Source organism: Aquisalimonas sp. 2447 (assembly GCF_012044895.1).
Taxonomy (GTDB): Bacteria; Pseudomonadota; Gammaproteobacteria; order Nitrococcales; family Aquisalimonadaceae; genus Aquisalimonas.
This window is the reverse complement of record NZ_CP050695.1, coordinates 673,140-696,443: the sequence shown is the minus strand read 5'-3', so window position 1 is coordinate 696,443 and position 23,304 is coordinate 673,140. Positions and strand designations below refer to the sequence as shown.

The window sequence follows — 23,304 nt, the reverse complement described above, 5'->3', positions numbered from 1 at the left end:
CGATGCACAACTCCTCCGACACGTGCTCGAGAGCCCGGTCAAACCAAACGTCAGGGACGCAGCGCGACGCGCCCAACCACGCCTCGCGATTCCAGGGATCTCAGCGCGTCGGCGGCCTGCCCCAGGGGGTATGCACGACAGATATGGGGTCGCAGATGGCCCTGCTCCGCCCAGGCAAGCATGGCCTCGCGGCCGCGCTGCGCCTGGGCAGGGTCACGCCGGGCTCCTTCGCCGGCGCGCACGCCGACAATGCTGTAACCCTTGAGCAGCGCATGGTTGGCGGGATAATCGGCGATCTCGCCGCTGGCGAACCCCACGACCAGCAGCCGGCCACTCCAGCGAAGCAAACGGGTGCTGGCACGGGAGAGCTCACCGCCGATGGGGTCATAGACCACGTCGACACCAGCACCGTCGGTGACCGACTTCACGGCATCCACCAGGTCCTGCTCCCGGTAGTTCACCACCGCGTCGGCACCCCGCTGCCGTGCGACGGCGAGCCGCTCGTCGCTGGAACCCACGGCGATCACCCGCGCCCCCTGGAGCCGACCGATCTCCACGGCAGTCAGACCGACGCCTCCTGTACTGCCCAGCACCAGCAGCGTCTCGCCGGACTGCAGACGACCCCGATCCACCAGGGCGTGATAAGCCGTGCGCGTCGCCACGTGGAAGGTGGCGCCTTCGTCGAAGCCGAACGGGGTCGGCAACGGAATCAGGGCGTCCTCCGGTACTACCACCTGCTCGGCATAGCCTCCGTGGCGCAGCAGCGCGATCACCCGGTCACCGGGGGACCAGTCCTGCACGCCGGGCCCTGTCTCGGCGATTTCCCCTGCCACCTCCATGCCGGGGGTGAAGGGCGGCTCCAGGCGCAGTTGATAGGCACCGCGGGTCATGAGCAGGTCCGGATAGTTCACGCCAATGGCCCGCACCTGCACCCGGACTTCACCAGGGCCCGGCGCTGCTTCCTCCACTTGCTCCAGGGACAGGGCGGCGGGCCCCGTCAACGCCGTACAGCGCATCGCGCGATACATCACGACAGATCCTCGTCAGTTACGACATCAGGTGAGAACAGGCTCCGCCAGCGGGGAGCCACGGCCGTTGCCAGCCAGGCAGAAACGTCCACCGGCTCCGGCAGACCGCCGTCCAGCCAGCCGGCGAGCCGGTCGGCCAGCGCCCGGGCATCCCCCGGCGGGTAGCGGTAGTGTCCCGGGTACTGCTCCGGATAGCACAGGGCATCCGGTACCAGCGGCCGCGCCCCGGCACTGCACGCCTCCAGCACGGACAGACCCTGGAACTCGTGGATCGCCGAGCTCACGACGACGCCCGCACCGCCCACCAGCGCACGATAGCGGGCGTCATCCACCCGACCATCGGCGATGATGCGCTCCGGCATCATCTCGCGGATGCGCGTCAGTGCGGCCGGCGTTTCCCGCGGCGGTCGGCGCCCCAGCAGGGCCAGTCGGAAGTCGCGGCCGGAGTCATGCAGTCGCACCAGGGCGTCGGCGAACACCTCCGGCGCCTTGTCGTACTCCCAGCGGTGGTTCCACAGGATCAGCCGGGGATCGCGCTCGCGGGCAGGGGGCACCGCCTGCACGGGCACCGGCAGCACATCACAGCGCGGGGCGAGACGCCGGCGCACGCCTCGCGGGACGGCGTCCGGCATGCGGCGCAGCAGCTCATCCACGCCCTCCAGAAAGGAGTCGCGATTGAACACGGAGTTGAACAGCAGCCGGTCCGCGGCCAGCGCACCGTAGAGTTGGACGATTTGCGGCTCCACCGAACGCACCTGCTGCGCGCTCACCGGGTAGGCGAACTGGTTTTCGTGGAAGTAGTAGTCCACGGGAACGCGGGCCAACCGCGGATGGAGCCCCTTGAGCGTGGCGATATCCACCATGGAGGTGGCAAGGATACGCGCGGGCACCAGTTCAGGGAGCTCATCCAGCCAGGACAGTGGGTTGCCACGAATCCGCCAGCGGAAATGACGGCCGGGCAACTCCCGCACCACCCAGTCCACTGCTGTCACTTCAGCGGTGAGCCAGTCCGCCCAGGCGGCGTGACTGTCCGCCCGGTAGGCCGACAGCAGCCAGACGGTGGGCAATGTCATGGCGCCGGCGGGGTCCATGGCGGCGGCATGGCCCTACAATCCCAGCAACCGTTTCCACCAGGGCCGCTGGTCGCGACCTTCTGCGGCGTCCCGCTCGGCCTCCTGCTCAAGTCGCGTCGTGGGATCCTGACCGTAGACGCACAACTCAAGGAATTCCCGAATGAAGGCGTCATCGAAGCGGTAGGGATTGAACTCGATGCGGTGGCGATCAAGAAGTCCCTTGATCTGCTCCTCAATGGGGACGTATTTCATCGACCAGTCGGCGAACAGCCGCTCCTGAACGGGGTTCACGGAGAGAATCTGCACGTCTCGGTGCCGGGGATCCGACGAGATGGTCTTGTAGAGGTCATTGACGACCCCTCGCTCGCCTTCCAGGGCCTGGAAGAAGTAGCCGTTGCCGTAATGCAGGACGCCGCCGACCGCCTTGGCCTTATTGTTCTTCCGCGATTGGGCGAGAATGCGTGCCACCTCCACCTCGATCCCACCGGCTTCATTGGGTTCGAACGTTGCCGTGCTCGCATAGTTCAGCCGTACCAGGTCTTCACCCATGAATGCTGCCTCTTGTCTGTTTGTTCACGCGGAAACTCCGGAGCATGCGCAAACCGACACGGCTTCGCAAGCCGGCTCCGGACACCCCATTTCGGGGAAACGGGGCAGATTTCACGTTAGACTGCGCGCCGTCGCGCCTCCCGCCCACGTTCCGCTGACAGCCGGGAGGGATGCCAGCATGAGCGGCCACCGGAGCTACCCATGGAATTGTCCGACACTGCACTGGTTCTCATCGATCTTCAGAAGGAGAGCGACTTCGGCGTCCGGGGCGTGGACGCCGTGGTCGACAACACCAGCCACCTGCTCGATTGCGCCCGCGCAATCGGCATCCCTGTGATTTACACCCGGCAGATCAACCGCGCCGACGGTGTCGGCTTGTCCCTCGACGAACCGCTGAATGCCGACGGACGCCCGCAGCTCTATGCCGCGGACACCGCGGACGTGGACATCATCGACGCCATCGCCCCGCAGCCCGGGGACATCGTGATCGACAAGCAGCGCTGGAGTAGTTTCTACGCCACCAATCTGGATCTGACCCTGCGCAGCCTGGGGACGAAGAACCTGCTCATCGGCGGCCTGGTGACGGACGGCTGCCTGATGACCTCCGTCTTCGACGGCTACTTCCGGGACTACCGCATCCATCTGATCAAGGACATCTGCGCCACCTCCAACGAGGGCGCGCACATGGCGGCCATCCTGATCATGGCCAACTGGGTCTACGGCATCGAGATCTACGACGCTATCGAACTGGCGAAACGCCTGCGGGGCGAGCGCTACCGGAGCTGGCGATCACCCGGGGTGGATACCATGCAGTTCACGCCGGAGACAATGCGCGAGGTGTTCGCGGAACTGCAGTCCGGGAGCTGAAGTACAACGACGCCGCTGATCCCCGCAGGCAGTGCCGAATGCTTCGGTGATTCACGCGCTGTCGACGCCAACGCAGGTCCCTCGCTGACATCCCGCCGTTGAGCTACCTTGTCCGGAACATAGTGTCACCGAGGTACTGGGCGCCGACGACCACGCGGCAACGCACCGCACATCGCAACAACCAACAAGCAGAAAGGAGCTGATCATGGGGGAGAAACTCGCACAGGGCGGCCTGTCATTCCGGGAAAGTGTCGATCACATGGTGGACCACGCCATCGAGGTAATGCAGCTGGAGCCCGGCATGGGGGATGCGCTCAAGAGCTGCGACTCGGTGCTGCAGGTCTCGTTCCCGGTGGAGATCGACGGCCGTGCCGAAATATTCACCGGCTGGCGGGCCACCCATAGCGACCACCGCCTGCCGGCCAAGGGCGGCATCCGCTATGCCACCCACGTGGATCAGGACGAGGTGGAAGCCCTGGCGGCGCTGATGACCTACAAGTGCGCCATCGTCGACGTGCCCTTCGGCGGCTCCAAGGGCGGCTTGATTCTGGAGCCCCGGAACTACACCCGGAAGCAGTTGGAGGCCATCACCCGGCGTTTCGCCCGGGAGCTTATCAAGAAGGGCTACCTCAGCCCGGCCAAGAACGTGCCGGCGCCGGACATGGGCACCGGCCCCCGGGAGATGGGCTGGATGGTGGACACCTACCGCCAGCTGTTCCCCGATGACATCAACTACATCGGCGCGGTCACCGGCAAGCCGGTGGAACACGGCGGGGTCCGCGGGCGCAACGAGGCCACCGGGCGCGGCGTCCAGTACGCCCTGCGGGAGTTCTTCCGCAATGGCGAGGAGGTCCAGCGGGCAGGGCTGAGCGGCGGCCTCGAGGGCAAACGGGTCATCGTCCAGGGCCTGGGAAACGTGGGCTATCACGCCGCGCATTTCCTCTCCAGGGATGACAGTGCCCGGGTGATCGCGGTGATCGAGCGCGACGGCGCCGTGGTCAACCAGGACGGCATCGATGTTGACGCCCTGCGCACGCACATCCAGGCCAACGGCGGAGTCAAGGGCTTCCACGGCGGCGCATACGAGGAAAACGGCGCGCAGATCCTGGAGATGGACTGCGACATTCTCATCCCGGCGGCGCTGGAAGGGGTCATCCATGAGGAGAATGCGCCGAGGATCAAGACCCGCCTCATCGCCGAGGCGGCCAACGGGCCGGTGACCTACGAGGCCGACGCCATCCTCCAGCAGCGCGGCGTGGAGATCATCCCCGACGCCTTCTGCAATGCCGGCGGCGTCATCGTCTCCTACTTCGAGTGGATCCGGAACCTGGCCCACGTGCGCTTCGGCCGTATCGAAAAACGCTTCCACGAGGCCCGGGGCAACCACATCGTCACCGCCATCGAAATGGCAACCAACACCAAGGTGCCCGACTGGATTCACAACGAGATCGCCCGCGGCGCGGACGAGTTCGACCTGGTGCGCTCCGGCCTGGACGACACCATGCGGCTCGCGTTCCGGGAGATCATCGAGCGCAGGCGCAGCGACGACCGCATCCGCGACTACCGCATGGCCGCCTACGCCATTGCCATCGAGAAAATCTCGCGGTCCTACCGGGACATCGGCTACTGAAGAAACGCCCCGCCGCAGGCCGGCACAGGGATGTGCTAGGCTTCGCGGCCATGAGTGTATCATCCCGCGATGAATCCGGGGGCGCCACGCCGCATGCGTTCTCGTCCCCCGAAATCGAAGCCGTGTACCGGGCCATTCGCAGCCGCCGCGACATGCGCCACTTCCTGCCGGATCCGGTGGCGCCGGCGATCCTCACCCGCCTGCTGGAGGCCGCGCACTGCGCCCCCAGTGTCGGCTACATGCAGCCATGGCGTTTCATCCGCGTGACCGACCGTGGCCTGCGGGGCAGGCTCGGAGAACTGGTGGAGGCGGAACGCCTGGCCACCGCTGACGCCCTGGGCGAGCGCGGAGCCGAGTTCATGCGGCTGAAGGTGGAGGGCATCCGCGAAGCCGGAGAGGTCCTGGTGGTCTCGCTGATGCCGGACCGGGAGCGGTTCGTGTTCGGCCGGCGCACACTGCCGGAGATGGATCTGGCTTCAGTGGCCTGCGGCATCCAGAACCTGTGGCTTGCCGCCCGCGCCGAGGGCCTCGGTATGGGCTGGGTGTCCCTGTTCGATCCCGAAACGCTGCGCACACTGCTGGGCATCCCGGAAGGGGGGCGCCCGATCGCCATTCTCTGCCTTGGCCACGTGGAGCAGTTCTACGACGCCCCCATGCTGGAGCAGGAGGGCTGGGATCAGCGCCGGACGCTGAACGACCTGGTATTCGAGGACATCTGGGGACGGCAATACCCGCGCTAACCGTCCCGCAGTCGGCTGTCGATCAGTTACACTATGCGCTTTATGCAGCGCGCCTTTAGCGCACGGATCGTTCCCTTCATGACCACACCATCCCAGCTGCTTTTCCGGGAAACCGGCCAGCCCGACGCCGGAGTCAGCGGGCAGACGTCGGCCGCCGCCGCGACCGGCTCCGCCATCCGCGTCCAGGGACTCACCAAGCGCTACGACTCCGGATTCCGGGCGCTGCATGATGTGAACCTGGATATCCGCCACGGCGAGATCTTCGCCCTGCTCGGCCCCAACGGCGCCGGCAAGACCACGCTGATCAGTGTCATCTGCGGTCTGGTGAAGGCGAGCGAAGGCACCGTGCTGGTGGACGGCCACGACATCGAGCGCGAGTTCCGCGCCGCGCGACAGCGCCTCGGCCTGGTACCCCAGGAGCTGGCCACCGACGCCTTCGCCAAGGTGCACGCCTCGGTGTCCTACAGCAGGGGGCTGTTCGGCAAGCCGCGCAATCCCGCCAAAGTGGAACAGGTGCTCCGCGACCTCAGCCTCTGGGACAAGCGAGACGAACGCCTGATGTCCCTGTCCGGCGGCATGAAGCGGCGACTGATGATCGCCAAGGCCCTGGTGCACGAACCACGCATCCTGTTCCTGGACGAACCTACCGCCGGCGTGGACGTGGAACTGCGCCGCGACATGTGGAAGCTGGTCCAGCGGCTCAAGGACGACGGCACCACCATCATCCTCACCACCCACTACATCGAGGAGGCCGAGGAAATGGCCGACCGGGTGGGCGTGATCAACCAGGGACAGATCATGCTGGTGGAGGAGACCCGGGAGCTCATGCGCCAGCTCGGCCGCAAGCAGCTCACCCTGCATCTGGAAACGCCGCTGGCGCATGTGCCGGAGACGCTGTCGGACTACGGGCTCACCCTCGGCGATGAGGGCCACGAACTGATCTACACCTACGATGGCCAGGGCGACCGCGACAGCATCCCCGCCCTGCTCCAGGCGCTGGACGCCCACGGCATCCATTTCCGCGATCTGCACACCCAGCAGAGCTCGCTGGAAGAGATCTTTGTCAGCCTGGTGCGGGATGGTCATCAATGAACATTTACGCTGTCCGTACCATCTATGCCCACGAGATGCACCGCGCCCTGCGGACGCTGTTCCAGAGTGTGGTCTCCCCGGTGCTCTCCACCTCGCTGTACTTCGTGGTGTTCGGTGCCGCCATCGGCTCCCACATCACCGAGGTGGGTGGCGTAAGCTACGGCGCATTCATCGTGCCCGGGCTGATCATGCTCATGTTGCTCACCCAGAGCGTGTCCAACGCCGCCTTCGCCATCTACTTTCCCAAGTTCAACGGCACCATCTACGAGCTGCTGTCGGCACCGGTGTCATCCTTCGAGATCGTGCTGGGCTACGTCGGCGCGGCGGCGACCAAATCCGTCATTCTGGGGCTGATCATCCTCGCCACGGCCAACCTGTTCGTGGACCTGCAGATCGCTCACCCGGTGTGGATGATCGTGTTCCTGGTGCTCACGGCGGTGACCTTCAGCCTGCTGGGTTTCATCATCGGAATCTGGGCGGACGGCTTCGAGAAGCTGCAGTTCATCCCGCTGCTGATCATCACCCCGCTGGCCTTCCTGGGCGGCACTTTCTACGCCATCGACATGCTGCCCCCTGCGTGGCAGACCGTGACGCTGTTCAACCCGGTGGTCTACCTCATCAGTGGCTTCCGCTGGAGCTTCTACGGCATCGCCGACGTCAGCCTCGCGGCCAGTCTGCTGACCATCGGCGCCTTCCTGACCGTCTGCCTCGCCGTGGTGTGGTGGATTTTCAAGACCGGGTACCGACTAAAGACCTGACAGAACAGATCTGTCAATGCTGCGCAGAGGCTTCATGCCAGGGCCCGAGCCATCCCGCGAGACGAAAAAGGGCCGGCCAATGCGCGGCCGACCCTTCCAGTACCGACGACCGTCGCTTCAGCCTCAGTCCTGCCGAATACCTTCCACCGAGAGATACATCTCCACTTCCTCGGCCTCTTCGCCCAGATCGTAGTCGATGCCGAAGTCCGCGCGGGTCAGCGTCACGGTGCCCTCGAAGCCGCGGCGATACTCGCCCCACGGGTCCTCGCCGGCGCCCACGTGGGTGACATCGATGCTGATGGGCCGTGTGGTGCCATGCAGGGTCAGCTCGCCGTTCAGGGTGTACTCGCCCTCTCCCGTCCGTTCGAAATCCGTGGACACGAAGCGCGCCTCGGGGTATTCGCTCACGTCCAGAAAATCGTCGTCGCGCAGATGACGGTCCCGCTCCGAGTGGTTGGAGTCGATGCTCTGCGTCTGCACGGTGACGTTCACCTCGGAATTGGCGGGTTCGTCAGGATCGTAGGTGAACTCGCCCTCGAAGTCGTTGAACCGGCCCACCAGCCAGGAAAAGCCCAGATGGCTGATCTTGAACTGGATGAAGCTGTGTTCGGTATCCAGGTTGTAGTGCTCCGGCTCGGCATGGGCGGTGCTCATGGTCACGGCAAGGGCCAGGGCGGTCGCGCTGCTGGTCAGAAGATGTCGCATGGGTGTTGCCTCCGTTGGATCATTGGTTGTATCCGCGTCGGCGAACCGGGCGAAATATCCGCACCAGGGTGCGGTTACGGTCGATGAAGTGGTGCTTCATGGCCCCCAGGGTGTGGAGACCCACCAGGCCGGCGATCACCATCGCCAGCCAGTAGTGAACGTCGCCGGCCAGGTCCTCGAAGCCGTCGCCGGCACGGTAGAAGGACGGCACCTGAAAAAGCCCGAACACGTCGATGGAGCGGCCGTCCACCGTGGACAGGAGATAGCCGGCCACGATGATGGCGAACAGCAGCACGTACATGCTCCATTGCACCGTGACTGCAAGCAGGTGCTCCCAGCGGCGGGTCCCTGGTTCCGGACGGGGCGCGGGATTCACCAGGCGCCAGATCAGCCGCAGCCCCAGCAGGATGAACAGGACCACGCCGAAGGCGCGGTGAAGATCCGGCGCACGGTTGTACCAGGGGTCGTAGTACCCCAGGCCCGTCATCCACAGATCGGACGCGAACAGCCCGATGGCAAGCACGGCGGCAACCCAGTGGAACAGGATCGCCACCAGGCCGAAGCCGTTTCGGGTATTGGTCAGGGCCATCGATCTTTCTCCAGCGTTCGATCCAATAAAGGATAGTCCATTATCGTACTAAATGGTACCGATAATTGCCGGCCCAGACTCAATCGCTCCGGCGAGCCGCCGGCACGCCCGTGGCGAGGCCCGTACCCCGGACTAGCCAACAGAGGCTTTTGTAGGGACAATTACAGTAACTATAGACACGGACCACCAGGAGGCAGCATGAAGGGTGACGACAAGGTCATTGAGTATCTCAACCGCGGGCTGCGCAGCGAGCTTACCGCTGTCCACCAGTACGTCCTGAATGCGCGGCTGCTTGAGCACTGGGGCCTGAACACCCTCGCCCGCAAGCAGGAAGAAGAAGCGCGGGAAGAAATGCAGCACGCCGACCGGTTCATCCGCCGGATCCTGTTCCTGGGCGGCAATCCGAACGTGCAGGACATGGACACGGTCCGCGTGGGTGGCAACGTCAAGGAGATCCTCGAGTCCGACCTGGCCGCCGAGTCCGAGGCCCTGGCCCTGTACCGGGAAGCCATGGGTCACTGCGAGAAGGTGCGGGACTACGCCAGCCGTGACCTGTTCGGGCAGCTTCTGGCCGACGAGGAAGGCCACTACGACTTCCTGGACACCCAGCTGGATCTCATCGAGCGTATCGGCATCCAGAACTACGAGCAGTCCGCCATGGGTGAAGCCCCGGCGGAAGGCGAATAATTCAGGAACCAGGATCCCTCCGCGGGATCCGCGCCCGGAACGACCAGGGCCCCGCGCGGCAACAAGCCGGCGGGGCCCTTTAGTGTCCTGTCCGGGACAGGACACGAGTTGCCGTGACTGCTCAGCAGCGTCCCTGGCGGGCCAGCCCCGGTGGGCAGAAGCCGCCGCCACGCCCGCGGGAACTGGTGTAACGCCCCTTACTGCCACGGTGCGGTGTCCGGTAGCCACCATGGTGCTTGCGGTAGGACTTGTGCGATCTGCCCTTGTAATGGTCCCGTCCGCCGCGGTGAGACTTGTGGCCACCGCGGTACTTGTGGCCGCCGCGGTAGCGATCATGGCCGCGCGTGGCCAGGCCTGCACCCGTGAGACCACCCACGGCACCGCCCATCATGGCGCCTTCACGTCCTCCGATCTCGGCGCCGATGTAACTCCCCACGCCACCGCCGATGGCACCCCCCAGCAGCGCCCTCTCGCTGAGACGATCCGCCAGCGCGGCGCCGGGTGCGATCAGGAACAGGGCAAGCAATCCGGTCATCAGGTACTTCATGGTTCACAGCTCCCTTCTGGCTGAACTCGGGATCAGTCTGCCGCCGGCAAGCTGAACCGCAGCTGAACGAACCGCCCCCCCCGGAATCGCCCATCCTGCGCGACCCCGGAATCTTCTCCGACAGCGCGTTCAGCGAGCGTTCAGGCAGGGACAGATACCGTTTCAGCGAGAAGTGCCTGCGGTACACTTCCGGTTCGCAATCGAGTGTCCTGCATGAAGACGGAACAATCCGGAACGATGTCATTGCTCTGCATCCACGGGAATCACTCCTCGCGGCGGTCGGCGCGCGCGGTTGTGCTGGCACTGCTGCTGGGGGCGTCCGTAACCTCGGCCGGCGTAGTACTGGGGGACGAACCGCGCCTCAGCCGTGATCAGGCCATTGAGCAGGTGCGCGAACACACCGACGGTCGGATCCTCGGGGTGGATACCCGCAACGAGGACTATTTCCGCATCCGGGTTCTGGTGCGCGAAGGCGAGGTGCGCGTCTACGAAGTGGATCGACGGTCCGGGGCCGTCCGGCACTGAAGCCACCAGCGAGGAGCCGCGGTCATGCGCCTGCTGATTGTCGAGGACGAACAGACCCTGCTGCAGCAACTCTCGGAGCAGTTCCGCAACGAGGGGTTCGTGGTGGACACGGCCGCGGACGGCGACACCGGCCTCTACCTGGCCCGTGAGTACCCGCTGGACCTGGCGGTGGTGGACCTGGGCCTGCCGGGGCGCTCGGGGCTCGAACTGCTACGGACCATCCGCAGCGAGGGCAGCCGGCTCCCCGTGCTGGTCCTCACGGCCCGCGACGGCTGGCAGGATCGCGTCAACGGGCTGGAGAACGGCGCCGACGACTACCTGACCAAACCGTTTCATGCCGCCGAACTGCTGGCCCGGGTCAATGCACTGCTCCGCCGCGCCGCCGGCTGGGCGCATCCCGTGGTGCCCTTCGGCGGCTACACCCTGGACACCGCCAACAAGCAGGTCCGCCTCGACGACACACCCATCCCCCTCACCGCGTTCGAATACCGACTACTGGAATACCTGGCCCTGCACCCGGAGCGGGTCATCTCCAAGCAGGAACTCACCGAGCACCTGTACCCGGACGAGGCCGACCGGGACAGCAACGTGATCGAGGTCTTCATCCGCCGCCTGCGGCGCAAGCTCGACCCGGACGGCGCCCATCAGCCGGTGGTCACCCATCGGGGTCTGGGTTACACCCTCCGCCAGTCACCGGACCACGACCAATGAGCAGTAATGGTGGGCTCTCGCTGCACCGCCGTCTGCTACTGGGGGCGCTGGTGGTCGCCGTGCTGTTCCTCGGGCTCACCGGTGCGGCCCTGGATCAGGCTTTCCGCAGCAGCCTTGCCCAGGCGGAACGGGAACGGCTGCAGAACCACGTCTACACGCTGCTGGCGGCGGCCCGGGTGGAGGACGGCGCACTGCGCATCCCCGGGGATCTGCCCGATGGCCGTTTCGCTCAAGCCGGGGGTGGACTGTACGGGCGCATCAGTGACGCCGATGGCGACGTGACCTGGCGCTCCGGCTCACTGAGCGGGCTGCAATGGCCACGGGCAGAAACCGCCGGCCCCGGCGATCTGCGCTTCGGCCGCCTGGAGCTGAACCAGGAGCAGGCCCGCAGCCTGGGCTACGGCGTCCGCTGGAGCGATCCGGACGCCGGCACCCGGGAGTACACCGTGGAAGTGGCAGAGTCACGCCTGGACAGCCGCGAGGAGCTGAGCGCCTATCGCCGGACGCTCTGGGGCTGGCTGATCGCCGCCGGTGTCGGACTGCTGCTCAGTCAGGCCCTGCTGCAGCACTGGGGGCTACGGCCGCTGCGTCGGCTGGTGCGCGAGCTTCGGGACGTTCGTCAGGGGCGCAAGGCGCAGCTGGACGCCGCCGCGCCTCCGGAACTCGTGCCACTGGCCGACGGGGTCAATCGCCTCTTGCGGGCGGAGCGTGAGCGCCGCCGCCAGTACCAGACCAGCCTGGCGGACCTGGCTCACAGCCTGAAGACGCCCTTGGCGGTCCTGCGCGGAACCCTGGAGACCGGCGCAACCCACGGGGCCAGCCGGGAGGGCCTGGAACAGGTCGAGCGTATCGACGGCAGCGTTCGCTACCACCTGTCCAGAGCGGGCCGCAGCCGCGAACGGCTGGGCGAGCACACACCGCTGCGGCCTGTCGCGGAGCGGCTGCTCCGGGCCCTGTCGGGACAGCGCACCCCCGTGCCGGACATGGAACTGGACTGCGGCGACGACGTGGTCTTTCCCGGCCCGGAGGACGAACTGATGGAACTTCTGGGGAACGTCCTGGACAACGCGGTGCGCCACTGCAGACACCGGGTCCGGGTGGCTGCAACGGTGGCCGGCGGCTCGGAACTGGAGATCCTGGTCGAGGACGACGGGCCGGGCATTCCGGCGCATGCCCGGGAGCGGGTCACCCGCCGGGGAGAACGCGCTGACACACGCCACCCCGGCGAAGGCATCGGGCTCGCCGTGGTGGCGGATCTGGTGGCCGCCTACAGCGGCACGCTGGAACTGGACACCTCGCCCCTGGGCGGCGCCCGCATCAGCCTGCGCGTTCCCCTGCTCCGGTAACGCCGCCGGCCTCCCAGGCCAGCATCGCGTCCTCCAGGGCGAACACGTGGGGATCGTCCACACCGAGTTCCCGCAGCACCGCTGCAACACCCAGCAGATACTCGCGGTTGGGGCCGCTGGGCCCGATGGAGCGGGCAATATGGGCAGCCATGTCCCCCAGAGGCGCAGCCCCCAGGAACGCGGCGTTGCTCTCGGTGGCGATATAGACCAGCCCCTGCTCCATGGTCCCGTCGTGAAAGTCCATGGGCGTGGTGAAACGCAGATAGCCGTTCTTCTCGCGGATATCCAGCGGCTCCAGCACCTCGTGGGTAATGCGATAGGCCATGCCGGCACACCGCGCGCCGGCATCCTCCACCAGCGTCGCCACCCGCCCCGGCGCTTCCGGCGTGCCGCGGTGGTCGTGGGAGCCCTGCCAGAAACGGCGCGTCCAGCCAGTAATCGTGGCCGGCCGCGCCTCCAGATACGGGAATCCCGCCTTGTACAGCAGCGAGCCGTAGCCGAACAGCCACAGACTGTCCCGGTCGGCGAAGACTGCACGACCACGATTCACTGCACTGGTATCCACAACCATGCAACACCCTCTCCGCATATCGTGGTATCCATTGTACATCCCGGCTGCAAGTGTTCCGGCGGCCCGCTGAAACTCCGATTTCGGCAGACTGCCGCGCGCTCCCTTTATCGACAGCGCCCTCGCCACCATGTAGAACACCAGGGAAAGCGAACAAGAGGGCAGGCAATGGACGATTGGCTGCGCGAAGAGCGCCAGAAGCTGTTGGGCCTCGGCATTCGCTCGTTCATCCAGGCCGGCGTGGTCACGCTGGTGGTGGTTGCAGCACTCATCATCGGGGTGCTGGTGGCTCTGGGCGAGCTGGATCTGGATCCGGCCATGGCCAACGCGGCACTCATGGCCGCCGCCGTGATCATCCCCGTCATCGCGTTCTTTCTCGTGGACTGGCTGCGACGGCGGTTGTGGCTCCGCGCCATCGGCGGACACACCCGGCGCTTGCGGGCCGTGCAGTTCCTGAGCAACTACGCCGACGCGGTCGGTGAATCACGGGTGGACGAGCTGCCGGCCGGCGCCCGGGAGCAGGTGAAGCAGGTTCTGGAACGGGAGCGCCAGGGGATGCTGCCACCGGAGGACGAGTATGCCCTGGCGATTCAGCCCCTGATCATGCTTGACCCGGACACGCCGGCAGCGGGGCCTGGTGGTGGCGACAAGGGCCGGGGCGGTCACCGCCACCGGCGCACAAGCAACGAACACAAGGAGTAACCCATGGGCATCGAAGTCGGCGGTATCCTCAGCATACTGTGGCTGTTCATCGTCATCTGGGCCATCATCCGCACGGCCCAGAGCCCCGCCGGCCCCGCGGCCAAGGCGCTGTGGATCGTCATCCTGCTGGTGCTGCCGGTGATCGGCCTGATTGCCTGGCTGTTGCTGGGACCGAAGTAGGCACGAGCCCGTGACGCGCCTGTACACCCTGAACAGCTTCATCGCCCCCGACTTCAGCCTGCTGGTGCCCAACTGGACCTTCGGCGCAGCCGCGGACGACTACTGCGCCGCCAGCCACAGTTACCGGGGTCCGGTCTACGTGTTGCTGACGCCCTACGATGCCGCCGTACTGATCAACATTAGCCCGGAGCGCGAACGGGATGCCGTGGCCCTGGTCTGCCGTCTGCCCCATGAAGGCCGTATCAACCACGCCCTCGAGGGCGCACTGCGCGAGGCCGACGCCCGGGAGGCCGCCAGCGCCCGCTCCCGCATTGCCACGGAGGCCGCCACCGAGGTGCCGGAGATCAAGGGCTCTCCCCGGGTGTGGATCTGCCAGGACACCGGTCTGTGCATCCACGGTGAACCGCATCTGATCTCCCTCTTCTGCTTCCAGGATGGTCGTTGCGCCGACGTCGTCAGCACCTCCGAACGCCACCGGATTGCGCCGATTGGCGAAGAGTAGCGGGGAGAAGAACCGAGTTGGAACACGAGCACGACATCAGTGATCAGGATCGACGCAGGGTTGTCTACACAAGAATTGCTGGGAAGGTCAGTAAGGACAGGGCAACCGGCTGGGTGAGCAATGACGGAGCGTAACCGGGACAACGACAACCAGAACCGGCAAAAGGGCTGGCAGGACGCACAGGGCGCGGAGCAACTCCCGCGACAACAGCAGTGGCTGCTGTTCCTGTGGCTGTCGCTGGGCATACTGCTCGGCTTCTATTACCTGGATGCGCTGCAGGAACAGGAATACGCCGAGCTGGGCTATTCGGAGTTCATCGAAGCGGTGGAGTCCGGGTATGTCTCCGCCGTCACCCTGCGCGGCGAGCACGTCGAGGGAGAACTCACCGAGGAAGGCCACGAGGCTCTGGATGTCGGCGAGGCGGAGCGCTTCGAGAGCGTGCGCCCGGACATCGAGGATCGCCAGCTGCTGAGGACCCTGGAGGAACACGGCGTCACCATCGCGGCACGCCCGGCAGACCCGCCCTGGTGGCAGGAAATCCTGGTGGGAGCCCTGCCCTGGATCCTGCTTCTCGCGCTGCTGTTCTGGCTGTTTCACCGCATGCAGCAGCGCGCCATGTCCGGCGGGGGACCGTTCGGCTTCGGTCGTTCCCAGGCGAAGAAGTTTCATCGCGAGGACAGCACCGTCACGCTGGACGACGTGGCGGGCTCCGACAACGCCAAGAAAGACGTGGTCGAGGTGGTGGAATTCCTCAAGGACCCGGCACGGTTCCAGCGCCTGGGAGCACAGATCCCGCGCGGGCTGCTGATGATGGGACCGCCGGGCACGGGCAAGACTCTCATGGCGAAGGCAGTGGCCGGCGAGGCCGGCGTGCCGTTTTTCTCCATCAGCGGCTCGGAGTTCATCGAGATGTTCGTCGGCGTGGGCGCCTCCCGCGTCCGCGACCTGTTCAAGCAGGCCAAACAGGAAGCGCCGGCGGTGGTGTTCATCGACGAGATCGACTCCATCGGCCGGTCCCGCGGCACCGGCATGGGCGGTGGCCACGATGAGCGGGAACAGACCCTCAACCAGATCCTTGCCGAAATGGACGGCTTCGATGCCACTGAGTCCGTGGTGGTCCTGGCGGCGACCAACCGGCCGGACGTGCTGGATGCCGCCCTGATGCGCCCCGGCCGATTCGATCGCAAGCTGACGCTGGAGCGGCCGCACAGGGACGCCCGCAAGGCCATTCTGAAGGTTCACACCCGCAAGGTTCCCTTGGCCGAGGACGTGGACCTGGGGCGTCTGGCGGAAGTGACCATCGGTTTCTCCGGCGCGGATCTGGCCAACCTCGTCAATGAGGCGGCGCTGCTCGCCGGAAGGTACCGTCGCAGTGAGGTGGACTGGGAGTGCTTTTCCAGTGCCCGCGACCGGATTCTCCTGGGCGAGAGCCGCGAGGGCGCACTGTCGGACCGCGAACGGCGCATTGTCGCCTACCACGAATCCGGCCATGCCCTGCTTGCCTACCTGCTCCCCAATGCGGACCCGCTGGAGAAGGTCACCGTGGTGCCGCGGGGACAGGCCCTGGGGATCACCGCACAGGTGCCCAGCGAGGAGCGTTACAACTACGGCGAGGCCTATCTGCGCGACCGCATCGCCGTGATGCTGGGCGGCCGCACGTCCGAGGCGATCATTTTCGATGAAGTCAGCAGCGGCGCCGAGAACGACCTGCAGCAGGCCACCCAGCTGGCACGCCGCATGGTGGCGCACTGGGGCATGAGCCCCAAGGTGGGACCGGTGGCCTTCCCCCAGAGCGACCAGCACGTGTTCCTGGGCAAGGAACTGGCTCAGGGGCGGGAGCACAGCGAAGCCACCGCCGAGCTCATCGACGAGGAAGTACGGCGCATCATCACCGAAATCGCCGATCACGCCCGCCGGACCCTGGAGGACAACCGTCACCTGCTGGACGCACTGGCTCAGGCCCTGGAAGAACGTGAGGCGCTGGAGATCGAGGAGATCCGCGAGGTGCTCGAAACACCGCGGAAGCAAGCGTGAAGGAAACACTGGACGATCCCCCGGAATGCCCCTTCCCCTGAAAGCCCGTGTCGTTCATTCTTTCGGATTCGGAAGTTTGCGGACTGCGCGGGCTTTTCCAACGCAGCCAGATAACAGCGATACAAACATCCCGGAGGGAGGCATCACATCATGGCCGACGCCTACATCGTAGCCGCGACGCGCACGGCAGGGGGCCGCAAGGGCGGCAAGCTTTCGGGCTGGCATCCGGCGGACCTCGCCGCCGAAGTGATCAACGGCCTGGTGGACCGCACCGGGGCCGACCCGGCCATGGTGGAAGACGTGATCATGGGCTGTGTCAGCCAGGGCGGCGAGCAGGCCATGAACGTGGGCCGCAACGCGGTGCTGGCGTCGAAACTGCCGGAGTCCGTCCCCGGCACCACCGTGGACCGCCAGTGTGGCTCCTCCCAGCAGGCGCTGCACTTCGCCGCTCAGGCGGTGCTGGCCGGCAGCATGGATGCCGTGATCGCCGCTGGCGTGGAGAGCATGAGCCGGGTGCCCATGTTCTCCACCATCAAGCTGCACCAGAAGGCGGGCATGGGGCACTACATGAGCCCGGGCATCCACAAGCGCTACCCGGACGTGGAGGAATTCACACAGTTCATGGGCGCGGAAATGATTGCGAACAAGTACGGTCATAACCGCGAACAGCTGGACCGCTACGCCCTGCAGAGTCACCAGCGCGCCATGAAGGCCACCGAGGCCGGGCGTTTCCAGGACGAGATCCTGCCGGTGGCGGTGCGCACCCAGGATGGTGAAGGCGAAGGCGGTATCCACACCGCCGACGAGGGAATTCGCTTCGATGCCTCCATGGACCGCATGAGCAGCCTCGATACGCTCCAGGAGGGTGGCTGCATCACCGCCGCCAACGCCAGTCAGATCTGTGACGGTGCCAGCGGTGTCATGGTGGTCAGCGAACGCGGTCTGAAGGCGCTGGGCGTCGACCCCCTGGCACGCATCCACCACATGAGCGTCATCGGTCACGACCCGGTGATCATGCTGGAGGCGCCACTGCCGGCCACCCAGCAGGCACTGAAGAAATCGGGGCTGGGCATCAACGACATCGATCTGTTCGAGGTCAACGAGGCCTTTGCGCCGGTGCCACTGGCCTGGCTGGAGGTCACCGACGCCGACCCCGAGCGGCTCAATGTCAACGGCGGCGCCATTGCCCTGGGGCACCCCCTGGGTGGCTCCGGCACCAAGCTCATGACCACGCTGGTTCACGCCCTGCGGCAGCGCGGGGGCCGTTACGGCCTGCAGACCATGTGCGAAGGCGGTGGCATGGCCAACGTCACCATCATCGAGCGGCTGTAGCCCGCAGGCCAGCGCCCGGGTTACGCCGGGCGCTGGATCATTCCGTTGAGCTCGCAGCGGTGTTCCGCTTGCGGGCAAACGCCATGTAGTACTCCAGGCTGTGCGGGTTGGCCATGGCGTCCGGGTTGGCGGCCTTGTCCAGGGGCATGCCGAGCAGCAGCTTCTTGACGGGCAGTTCCATCTTCTTGCCAGTCAGCGTCCGCGGAATCTCATCCACCGCCACGATCTCGTTGGGGGCATGACGGGCGGAGAGCTTGGTCCGGATGGCCTGCTTGATGGACGCGGCGAGATCGTCGTCCAGGGTCGCGCCCTCGCGCAGCACCACGAAACACGGCATCCACGACTCCCGGCCCAGGTATTCGAGATCCACCACCAGGCTGTCCAGCACCTCGGGGAACTCCTCCACCACCCGGTAGATCTCGGCGGTGCCCATGCGGATGCCGTGGCGGTTGATGGTGGTATCCGAACGGCCGTAGATCACCGCGCCACCGCGGGGCGTGATCCGGATCCAGTCGCCGTGCCGCCACCAGCCGGGGTACATCTCGAAATAGCTCTCCCGCAGGCGCTGACCGTCCGGGTCGTTCCAGAAATAGATGGGCATGGACGGCATGGGCTCGGTGACCACCAGCTCGCCGACTTCGTCCATGACCAGGTTGCCCTGATCATCGGCCGCATGCACCGCAACGCCCAGGGAGCGGCACTGCATCTCGCCGGCGACCACGGGCAGAATCGGACAGGCGCCGACGAAGGCCGCCGCCACATCCGTGCCACCGCTGATGGCGGCGATGAGCACGTCACCCAGCTCATCGCTCAGCCAGCGGTAGCCCTCTTCGGGTAAAGGCGACCCGGTGGAGCCGACGGTGCGTAACCGGCTCAGGTCCGCCACGCGACGGGGCTCAACGGTCTCCTTGCGGCAGTTCATGAAGAACGCTGCGCCGGCGCCGAAGACGGTCATGTCGGTCTCGTCGGCAAAGCGCCACAGGGTGTTCAGGTCCGGATATCCGGGGTTGCCGTCGTACAGGCAGATGGTGGCGCCGACCAGCAGGCCCCCGATCTGGGAATTCCACATGATCCAGCCGGTGGTGGTCAGCCACATGAAACGGTCCGTCGGTCCCATGTCCAGGTGCAGACCGTGGCCCTTGACCGTCTCCAGTAGCGCTCCACCGTGACCATGCACGATGGGCTTCGGCAGACCGGTGGTCCCGGAGGAGTACACCACCCACAGCGGGTGATCGAAGGGCACGGGCTCGAACTCCATGGGCCCGGCGTGATCCAGCAGCGCCGCCCAGGACCATACCCCTGCCCTGTCCGCATCACCGTCCAGATAGGGCAGTAACACCGTGTGCTCCAGCGTTGTCAGCTCACTGCGGAGTTGCTCCACCACCTCACGCCGATCATGGTCCGTCCCGCCATAGCGGTAACCATCCACCGTGAGCAGAACCTTCGGGTCGATCTGCCGGAAGCGATCCAGCACGCTGCGGGTGCCCATATCCGGCGAGCAACTGGACCAGATGGCGCCGAGACTGGCACAGGCGAAGAACGCCACGACGGTCTCCGGGATATTCGGCAAGTACGCCACTACCCGGTCGCCCCGCTGCACGCCCATGGACCGCAGGGCCGTGGCAACGCTTGCCACCTGGCTTCTCAGTTCGTCCCAGCTCAGGCTCTGCAGCGGTCGCAACTCGGAGCGGGAGAAGATTGCGGGCACATCACCGTCCGCAGCATGGAAACGGAAGATCTGCTCGGCGATGTTCAGCCGGGCGCCGGGGAACCATTGCGCGCCCGGCATCACTCGCTCCCGGAGGACACTCTCGTAGGGTGCGGCATGGGGGATGGCGAAGTATTCCCAGATGGACGCCCAGAAATCCTCCAGGTGCTCCGTGGACCACTGCCAGAGGCTGTCGTAATCCTGGCAGACCACCCCCTTCTCCCGGGCCAGCCAGTCCATGTACTCCCGGAGCCGGCTCCCGGCAATCCGCTCCGCGCTCGGTGACCACAGGACTTCCGGCTGCTTATGCGCGCCCATGTGTCGTGGCTCCTCCCGTTGTAATGGTCCTGATTTTCGGTGTCTTCCTGTACGATACCCCTGCCCTGTCCCCGGGACCATTGTCAGGTTCCGGCATCATCCGGGTCGCGCATGCCAGAGCGCGCAACCCCACTGGTAACCGGAAAACAACGAACGCTGCAGAGAGACGGCCCATGACCCTACCCAAGATCCTTGAAGACAATCTCTCCCTGCCGGTGATCGGCTCGCCCATGTTCATCGTCTCCAACCCGGACCTGGTGCTGGCCCAGTGCAAGGCCGGCATTGTGGGCTCGTTCCCGGCACTGAACGCGCGACCGGCGGAGGAGCTGGAGGTGTGGCTGCAGCGGATCACCTCGGAACTGGCGGACTACAGGGCGGCCAACCCGGACGCCCGGGTCGCGCCCTTCGCCGTGAACCAGATTGTGCACAAGAGCAACGACCGCCTGGAACACGATCTCGAGATGTGCGTGAAGTACCAGGTGCCCATCGTGATCACCAGCCTGCGCGCCCCCACGGAAGCGATCCCGGCGGTGCACTCCTACGGCGGGCTGGTGTTCCACGACGTGATCAGCGTGCGCCATGCCGAGAAGGCCATCGAGGCCGGGGTGGACGGGCTGATCCTGGTATGCACCGGGGCCGGCGGGCATGCCGGCACGTTCAACCCCTTCGCCCTGGTCTCGGAGATCCGCAGTTTCTACGATGGCCCGATCATCCTCTCCGGCGCCATCAGCCGCGGTGATCATGTGCTCGCCGCCCAGGCCATGGGGGCGGACCTGGCCTACATGGGCACGCGCTTCATCGCCACCGAGGAGGCCAACGCCGATCAGCGCTACAAGGACATGATCGTCGAGTCCTCGGCCAAGGACATCGTCTATACCAGCTACTTCACCGGCGTCCACGGCAACTACCTCGCCGGCAGCATCAGCAACGCCGGCCTGGACCCCAACGCTCTGCCCGAGGGCGATCCGGCGAACATGGCCTTCGGCTCCGGCGGCAGCAACAAGTCCAAGGCCTGGCGGGATATCTGGGGCGCCGGCCAGGGCGTGGGCAGCATCCGGGAGGTCCAGCCCACGGCCGATGTGGTGGCACGCCTGCAGGACGAGTACCGCCAGGCTTGTGCCCGTATCACCGACGACCCCTGGGTGGGCCGTTCCCTGAACAGTCGCTGACCCCCGGCACTTCCCGCCCAGATGCCGCGTCCCGCCCGGGCGCGGCACCATGAATCCATCAATAACGGCCGGATCCTGCACCCCGGGAATGCCTGCTGGCTTGTTGTGCTAGGCGCCGGTTGGTCATGAAGGTCGATTGACACTTTCTGCAATCGTTTTACCCAGGAACGGATTTCACCGTAGTATCCGCACTGGGGCAGCACGCCGTCTGTATCGAACACAACGAGACACAGTGACCGGAGGAGTCGCATGGAGAACGACCTTAACGTCCTGGTGGACATCATCCTGCCGATCACCCTGATCCTGATCATGTTCGGCATGGGCATGACCCTCCGGGTGAAGGATTTCATCCGTCTCAAGGACTACCCGCGCGCGGTGGTCGCCGGCCTGATCGTGCAGGTCGTCCTGCTGCCCGTGGTGGGCTTTCTCCTGGCGCTGGCGTGGAACCTGCCGCCGGAGCTGGCCATTGGCCTGATCATCCTGGCGGCCTGCCCCGGCGGCACCACGTCCAACCTGGTGTCCCACCTCGCCCGGGGCGACAAGCCCCTGTCCATCACCCTCACGGCGGTGAACAGCTGCGTGGTGGTGTTCACCATCCCGTTGCTGCTTGCTCTGGCGATCAACTACTTCGTCGGCACCACCCCGGATGACGTGCCGACTCCCGTGCTCCAGGTCATGTTCGGGGTCTTTGCCTTCACCATCGTGCCCATCTCCCTGGGCATGCTGATCCGCAGGCTGGCGCCCCGCTTCTCCATGCGCATCGGGCCGCTCTACGACCGCTTCGCCGCCCTGGCATTCCTGTTCATCGTGCTGGTCATCCTGTGGGCCGAACGCGACGATCTGCTCACCATCCTGCCAATGGTCGGCGGAGTCAGCCTGGCACTGAACCTCATCATGACCGCCATTGGACTGGGCCTCGCCTGGCTGCTCGCCCTGAAGCTGCGCCAGGCGCTGACCATCGGCATCGAGGTTGGCATCCAGAATACGCCGCTGGGCATGGCCGTGGCCGGCACGCTACTGCACGGCGTTCACGGCCTGGACGGGGACGTGATGATCATGCCCTCGGCCATCTACGGCCTGCTGATGTTCGGTGCGGCCACGGCGCTGATTTTCTTCGGCCAGAAGCATCTCGGCAGCGAAGCGGGGGTGGCGCCCCGCTAGTGGAACCTTGCGCGGCATCATGCAACCGTATACTGGAGGGCATTGCCTCACGCAGACGGAAGGAACGCGCAAGACCGATGGTGAAACTTCTTCTGTTGGCGCTGCTGCTGGCGCCGCTGAGCAGCAAGGCCGCCGCGACCGAAACACCCTGGTCGGTTACTGCCCTGGCGGGGCAGTTCGATGATAGCCGTTTTCTCGACATCCTCGCCGCCGACGGCGGCGAAACCGGCCCGTCCTACATGGGTGCGGCCATCCTCGGTCGCCACCTCGGACACGGGTGGGACGGGGTCGTGTGGGAAGGGGAGGCGCAACTGGTCCGGCACTGGGGCAAGCAGTCCCACTGGGAGAAGAACGCCGCGCTGGTGGTGTACTGGACGCGCTTCCCGTGGAATCACTGGCTGGACACCCGCATCTCCTTCGCCCAGGGCCTGTCCCGCGCCACCCGGCGCCCTCCCCTGGAGGAGAACACGCGCCGCCTGCTCCACTACATGCACGCGGACATCTCCTTCAGCCCACCGGGCAATCCCCGCTGGAGCCTGGTCACGCGGCTTCACCACCGGTCCGGGGTATTCGGGCTGTACGGCACGGAGGGCGGATCCAACTTCCTGACCGCGGGGTTGCGGTACCGGTTCTAGAACAATTCTTGTACGTCCTGTATCAGCCCAACATACGGGCCTACCCGAACAGCGTGCTACGCTGCGTGAAGGAATGCGATTCCTTTACCGTCCTCGCGCATCGGCAACACGCCACACGGCGCGGGGCCCTTTCACAACGGAGCCGCAC

The 23,304-nt window shown here is 65.9% G+C and carries 25 protein-coding genes; 17 read left to right on the top strand and 8 right to left on the bottom strand.

The window, feature by feature from the left end:
• Positions 1–50 precede the first annotated feature (50 nt).
• The 3 genes from KU884_RS03175 to KU884_RS03165 are packed head-to-tail and all read right to left on the bottom strand — an operon-like array spanning position 51 to position 2,650.
• Positions 51–1,028, bottom strand: a complete 978-nt coding sequence (locus tag KU884_RS03175) for an NADPH:quinone oxidoreductase family protein (protein ID WP_167781263.1) — start codon at positions 1,026–1,028, stop codon at positions 51–53.
• Positions 1,028–2,101 (bottom strand): DUF3524 domain-containing protein, encoded by a 1,074-nt coding sequence (locus tag KU884_RS03170; RefSeq protein WP_167781262.1) that lies wholly within the window; start codon positions 2,099–2,101, stop codon positions 1,028–1,030. Before KU884_RS03170 ends, KU884_RS03175 begins: the two co-directional genes overlap by 1 nt.
• Before the next feature lie 33 nt (positions 2,102–2,134).
• Positions 2,135–2,650, bottom strand: a complete 516-nt coding sequence (locus KU884_RS03165; RefSeq protein WP_167781261.1) for a BLUF domain-containing protein — start codon at positions 2,648–2,650, stop codon at positions 2,135–2,137.
• A 201-nt stretch (positions 2,651–2,851) separates the two neighbouring features.
• Between KU884_RS03165 and KU884_RS03160 the strand changes: the two genes are divergently transcribed.
• The 5 genes from KU884_RS03160 (at position 2,852) to KU884_RS03140 (ending at position 7,737) form a co-directional block, all read left to right on the top strand.
• Positions 2,852–3,517 carry a cysteine hydrolase family protein gene (locus KU884_RS03160; protein WP_167781260.1) on the top strand — a complete coding sequence of 222 codons (666 nt, stop codon included), beginning with the start codon at positions 2,852–2,854 and terminating at the stop codon, positions 3,515–3,517.
• A gap of 205 nt (positions 3,518–3,722) precedes the next feature.
• Positions 3,723–5,147, top strand: coding sequence for a Glu/Leu/Phe/Val dehydrogenase (locus tag KU884_RS03155; RefSeq protein WP_217351404.1), 1,425 nt, complete (start codon positions 3,723–3,725; stop codon positions 5,145–5,147).
• Positions 5,148–5,197: 50 nt separating this feature from the next.
• A complete protein-coding gene (gene bluB / locus KU884_RS03150) occupies positions 5,198–5,887 on the top strand; it encodes a 5,6-dimethylbenzimidazole synthase (RefSeq protein ID WP_167781259.1) in 690 nt (229 codons plus the stop codon).
• Between the two features lie 78 nt (positions 5,888–5,965).
• Positions 5,966–6,979: an ABC transporter ATP-binding protein gene (locus KU884_RS03145; RefSeq protein WP_167781258.1), complete on the top strand. Its 1,014-nt coding sequence runs from the start codon at positions 5,966–5,968 to the stop codon at positions 6,977–6,979.
• Positions 6,976–7,737, top strand: a complete 762-nt coding sequence (locus tag KU884_RS03140; RefSeq protein ID WP_167781257.1) for an ABC transporter permease — start codon at positions 6,976–6,978, stop codon at positions 7,735–7,737. The genes KU884_RS03145 and KU884_RS03140 overlap by 4 nt, the downstream gene beginning before the upstream one ends.
• A 123-nt stretch (positions 7,738–7,860) precedes the next feature.
• Here the strand turns inward: KU884_RS03140 and KU884_RS03135 are convergent, their stop codons facing one another.
• Together KU884_RS03135 and KU884_RS03130 are read right to left on the bottom strand one after the other, a co-directional pair.
• Positions 7,861–8,442, bottom strand: a complete 582-nt coding sequence (locus KU884_RS03135; RefSeq protein ID WP_167781256.1) for a YceI family protein — start codon at positions 8,440–8,442, stop codon at positions 7,861–7,863.
• A 19-nt stretch (positions 8,443–8,461) separates the two neighbouring features.
• Complete coding sequence (locus KU884_RS03130) at positions 8,462–9,031, bottom strand: cytochrome b (RefSeq protein WP_167781255.1); 570 nt, start codon at positions 9,029–9,031, stop codon at positions 8,462–8,464.
• Positions 9,032–9,229: 198 nt separating this feature from the next.
• Here KU884_RS03130 and bfr point away from each other — a divergent pair, with 198 nt between their 5' ends.
• Positions 9,230–9,718, top strand: a complete 489-nt coding sequence (bfr, locus tag KU884_RS03125) for a bacterioferritin (protein WP_167781254.1) — start codon at positions 9,230–9,232, stop codon at positions 9,716–9,718.
• Positions 9,719–9,839: 121 nt separating this feature from the next.
• Here the strand turns inward: bfr and KU884_RS03120 are convergent, their stop codons facing one another.
• On the bottom strand, positions 9,840–10,265 hold the full coding sequence (locus tag KU884_RS03120) for a hypothetical protein (RefSeq protein WP_167781253.1): 426 nt from the start codon (positions 10,263–10,265) through the stop codon (positions 9,840–9,842).
• 213 nt (positions 10,266–10,478) lie between these two features.
• Between KU884_RS03120 and KU884_RS03115 the strand changes: the two genes are divergently transcribed.
• From KU884_RS03115 to KU884_RS03105, 3 genes are read left to right on the top strand one after another with little or no spacing between them, the layout of a single operon-like run.
• On the top strand, positions 10,479–10,790 hold the full coding sequence (locus KU884_RS03115) for a PepSY domain-containing protein (RefSeq protein WP_167781252.1): 312 nt from the start codon (positions 10,479–10,481) through the stop codon (positions 10,788–10,790).
• A gap of 24 nt (positions 10,791–10,814) precedes the next feature.
• Complete coding sequence (locus KU884_RS03110) at positions 10,815–11,501, top strand: response regulator transcription factor (protein WP_167781251.1); 687 nt, start codon at positions 10,815–10,817, stop codon at positions 11,499–11,501.
• Entirely contained in the window at positions 11,498–12,847 is a 1,350-nt protein-coding gene (locus tag KU884_RS03105) for an ATP-binding protein (RefSeq protein ID WP_167781250.1), read from the top strand. Before KU884_RS03110 ends, KU884_RS03105 begins: the two co-directional genes overlap by 4 nt.
• On the opposite strand, the gene KU884_RS03100 is transcribed toward KU884_RS03105, so the two are convergent.
• Positions 12,819–13,418 carry a gamma-glutamylcyclotransferase gene (locus tag KU884_RS03100; RefSeq protein ID WP_167781249.1) on the bottom strand — a complete coding sequence of 200 codons (600 nt, stop codon included), beginning with the start codon at positions 13,416–13,418 and terminating at the stop codon, positions 12,819–12,821. The two genes, KU884_RS03105 and KU884_RS03100, sit on opposite strands and share 29 nt — an antisense overlap.
• Positions 13,419–13,583: 165 nt before the next feature.
• Between KU884_RS03100 and KU884_RS03095 the strand changes: the two genes are divergently transcribed.
• The 5 genes from KU884_RS03095 to KU884_RS03075 all read left to right on the top strand — a co-directional run bounded on the left by KU884_RS03095 (position 13,584) and on the right by KU884_RS03075 (position 18,165).
• Positions 13,584–14,117: a hypothetical protein gene (locus KU884_RS03095; RefSeq protein WP_167781248.1), complete on the top strand. Its 534-nt coding sequence runs from the start codon at positions 13,584–13,586 to the stop codon at positions 14,115–14,117.
• 3 nt (positions 14,118–14,120) lie between these two features.
• Entirely contained in the window at positions 14,121–14,297 is a 177-nt protein-coding gene (locus KU884_RS03090) for a PLDc N-terminal domain-containing protein (protein ID WP_167781247.1), read from the top strand.
• A gap of 10 nt (positions 14,298–14,307) precedes the next feature.
• Complete coding sequence (locus tag KU884_RS03085; protein ID WP_167781246.1) at positions 14,308–14,799, top strand: hypothetical protein; 492 nt, start codon at positions 14,308–14,310, stop codon at positions 14,797–14,799.
• Positions 14,800–14,919: 120 nt separating this feature from the next.
• Positions 14,920–16,833: an ATP-dependent zinc metalloprotease FtsH gene (gene ftsH, locus KU884_RS03080; RefSeq protein WP_167781245.1), complete on the top strand. Its 1,914-nt coding sequence runs from the start codon at positions 14,920–14,922 to the stop codon at positions 16,831–16,833.
• A gap of 150 nt (positions 16,834–16,983) precedes the next feature.
• Positions 16,984–18,165 carry an acetyl-CoA C-acetyltransferase gene (locus KU884_RS03075; protein ID WP_167781244.1) on the top strand — a complete coding sequence of 394 codons (1,182 nt, stop codon included), beginning with the start codon at positions 16,984–16,986 and terminating at the stop codon, positions 18,163–18,165.
• Between the two features lie 37 nt (positions 18,166–18,202).
• On the opposite strand, the gene KU884_RS03070 is transcribed toward KU884_RS03075, so the two are convergent.
• Positions 18,203–20,191, bottom strand: a complete 1,989-nt coding sequence (locus KU884_RS03070) for an acetoacetate--CoA ligase (protein WP_167781243.1) — start codon at positions 20,189–20,191, stop codon at positions 18,203–18,205.
• Between the two features lie 173 nt (positions 20,192–20,364).
• Here KU884_RS03070 and KU884_RS03065 point away from each other — a divergent pair, with 173 nt between their 5' ends.
• From KU884_RS03065 to KU884_RS03055, 3 genes are all read left to right on the top strand, one after another.
• Entirely contained in the window at positions 20,365–21,360 is a 996-nt protein-coding gene (locus tag KU884_RS03065) for a nitronate monooxygenase family protein (protein WP_167781242.1), read from the top strand.
• A gap of 249 nt (positions 21,361–21,609) precedes the next feature.
• Complete coding sequence (locus KU884_RS03060) at positions 21,610–22,521, top strand: bile acid:sodium symporter family protein (RefSeq protein ID WP_167781241.1); 912 nt, start codon at positions 21,610–21,612, stop codon at positions 22,519–22,521.
• A 77-nt stretch (positions 22,522–22,598) separates the two neighbouring features.
• Positions 22,599–23,156 carry a hypothetical protein gene (locus tag KU884_RS03055; protein ID WP_167781240.1) on the top strand — a complete coding sequence of 186 codons (558 nt, stop codon included), beginning with the start codon at positions 22,599–22,601 and terminating at the stop codon, positions 23,154–23,156.
• The last annotated feature ends 148 nt before the right edge of the window (positions 23,157–23,304 follow it).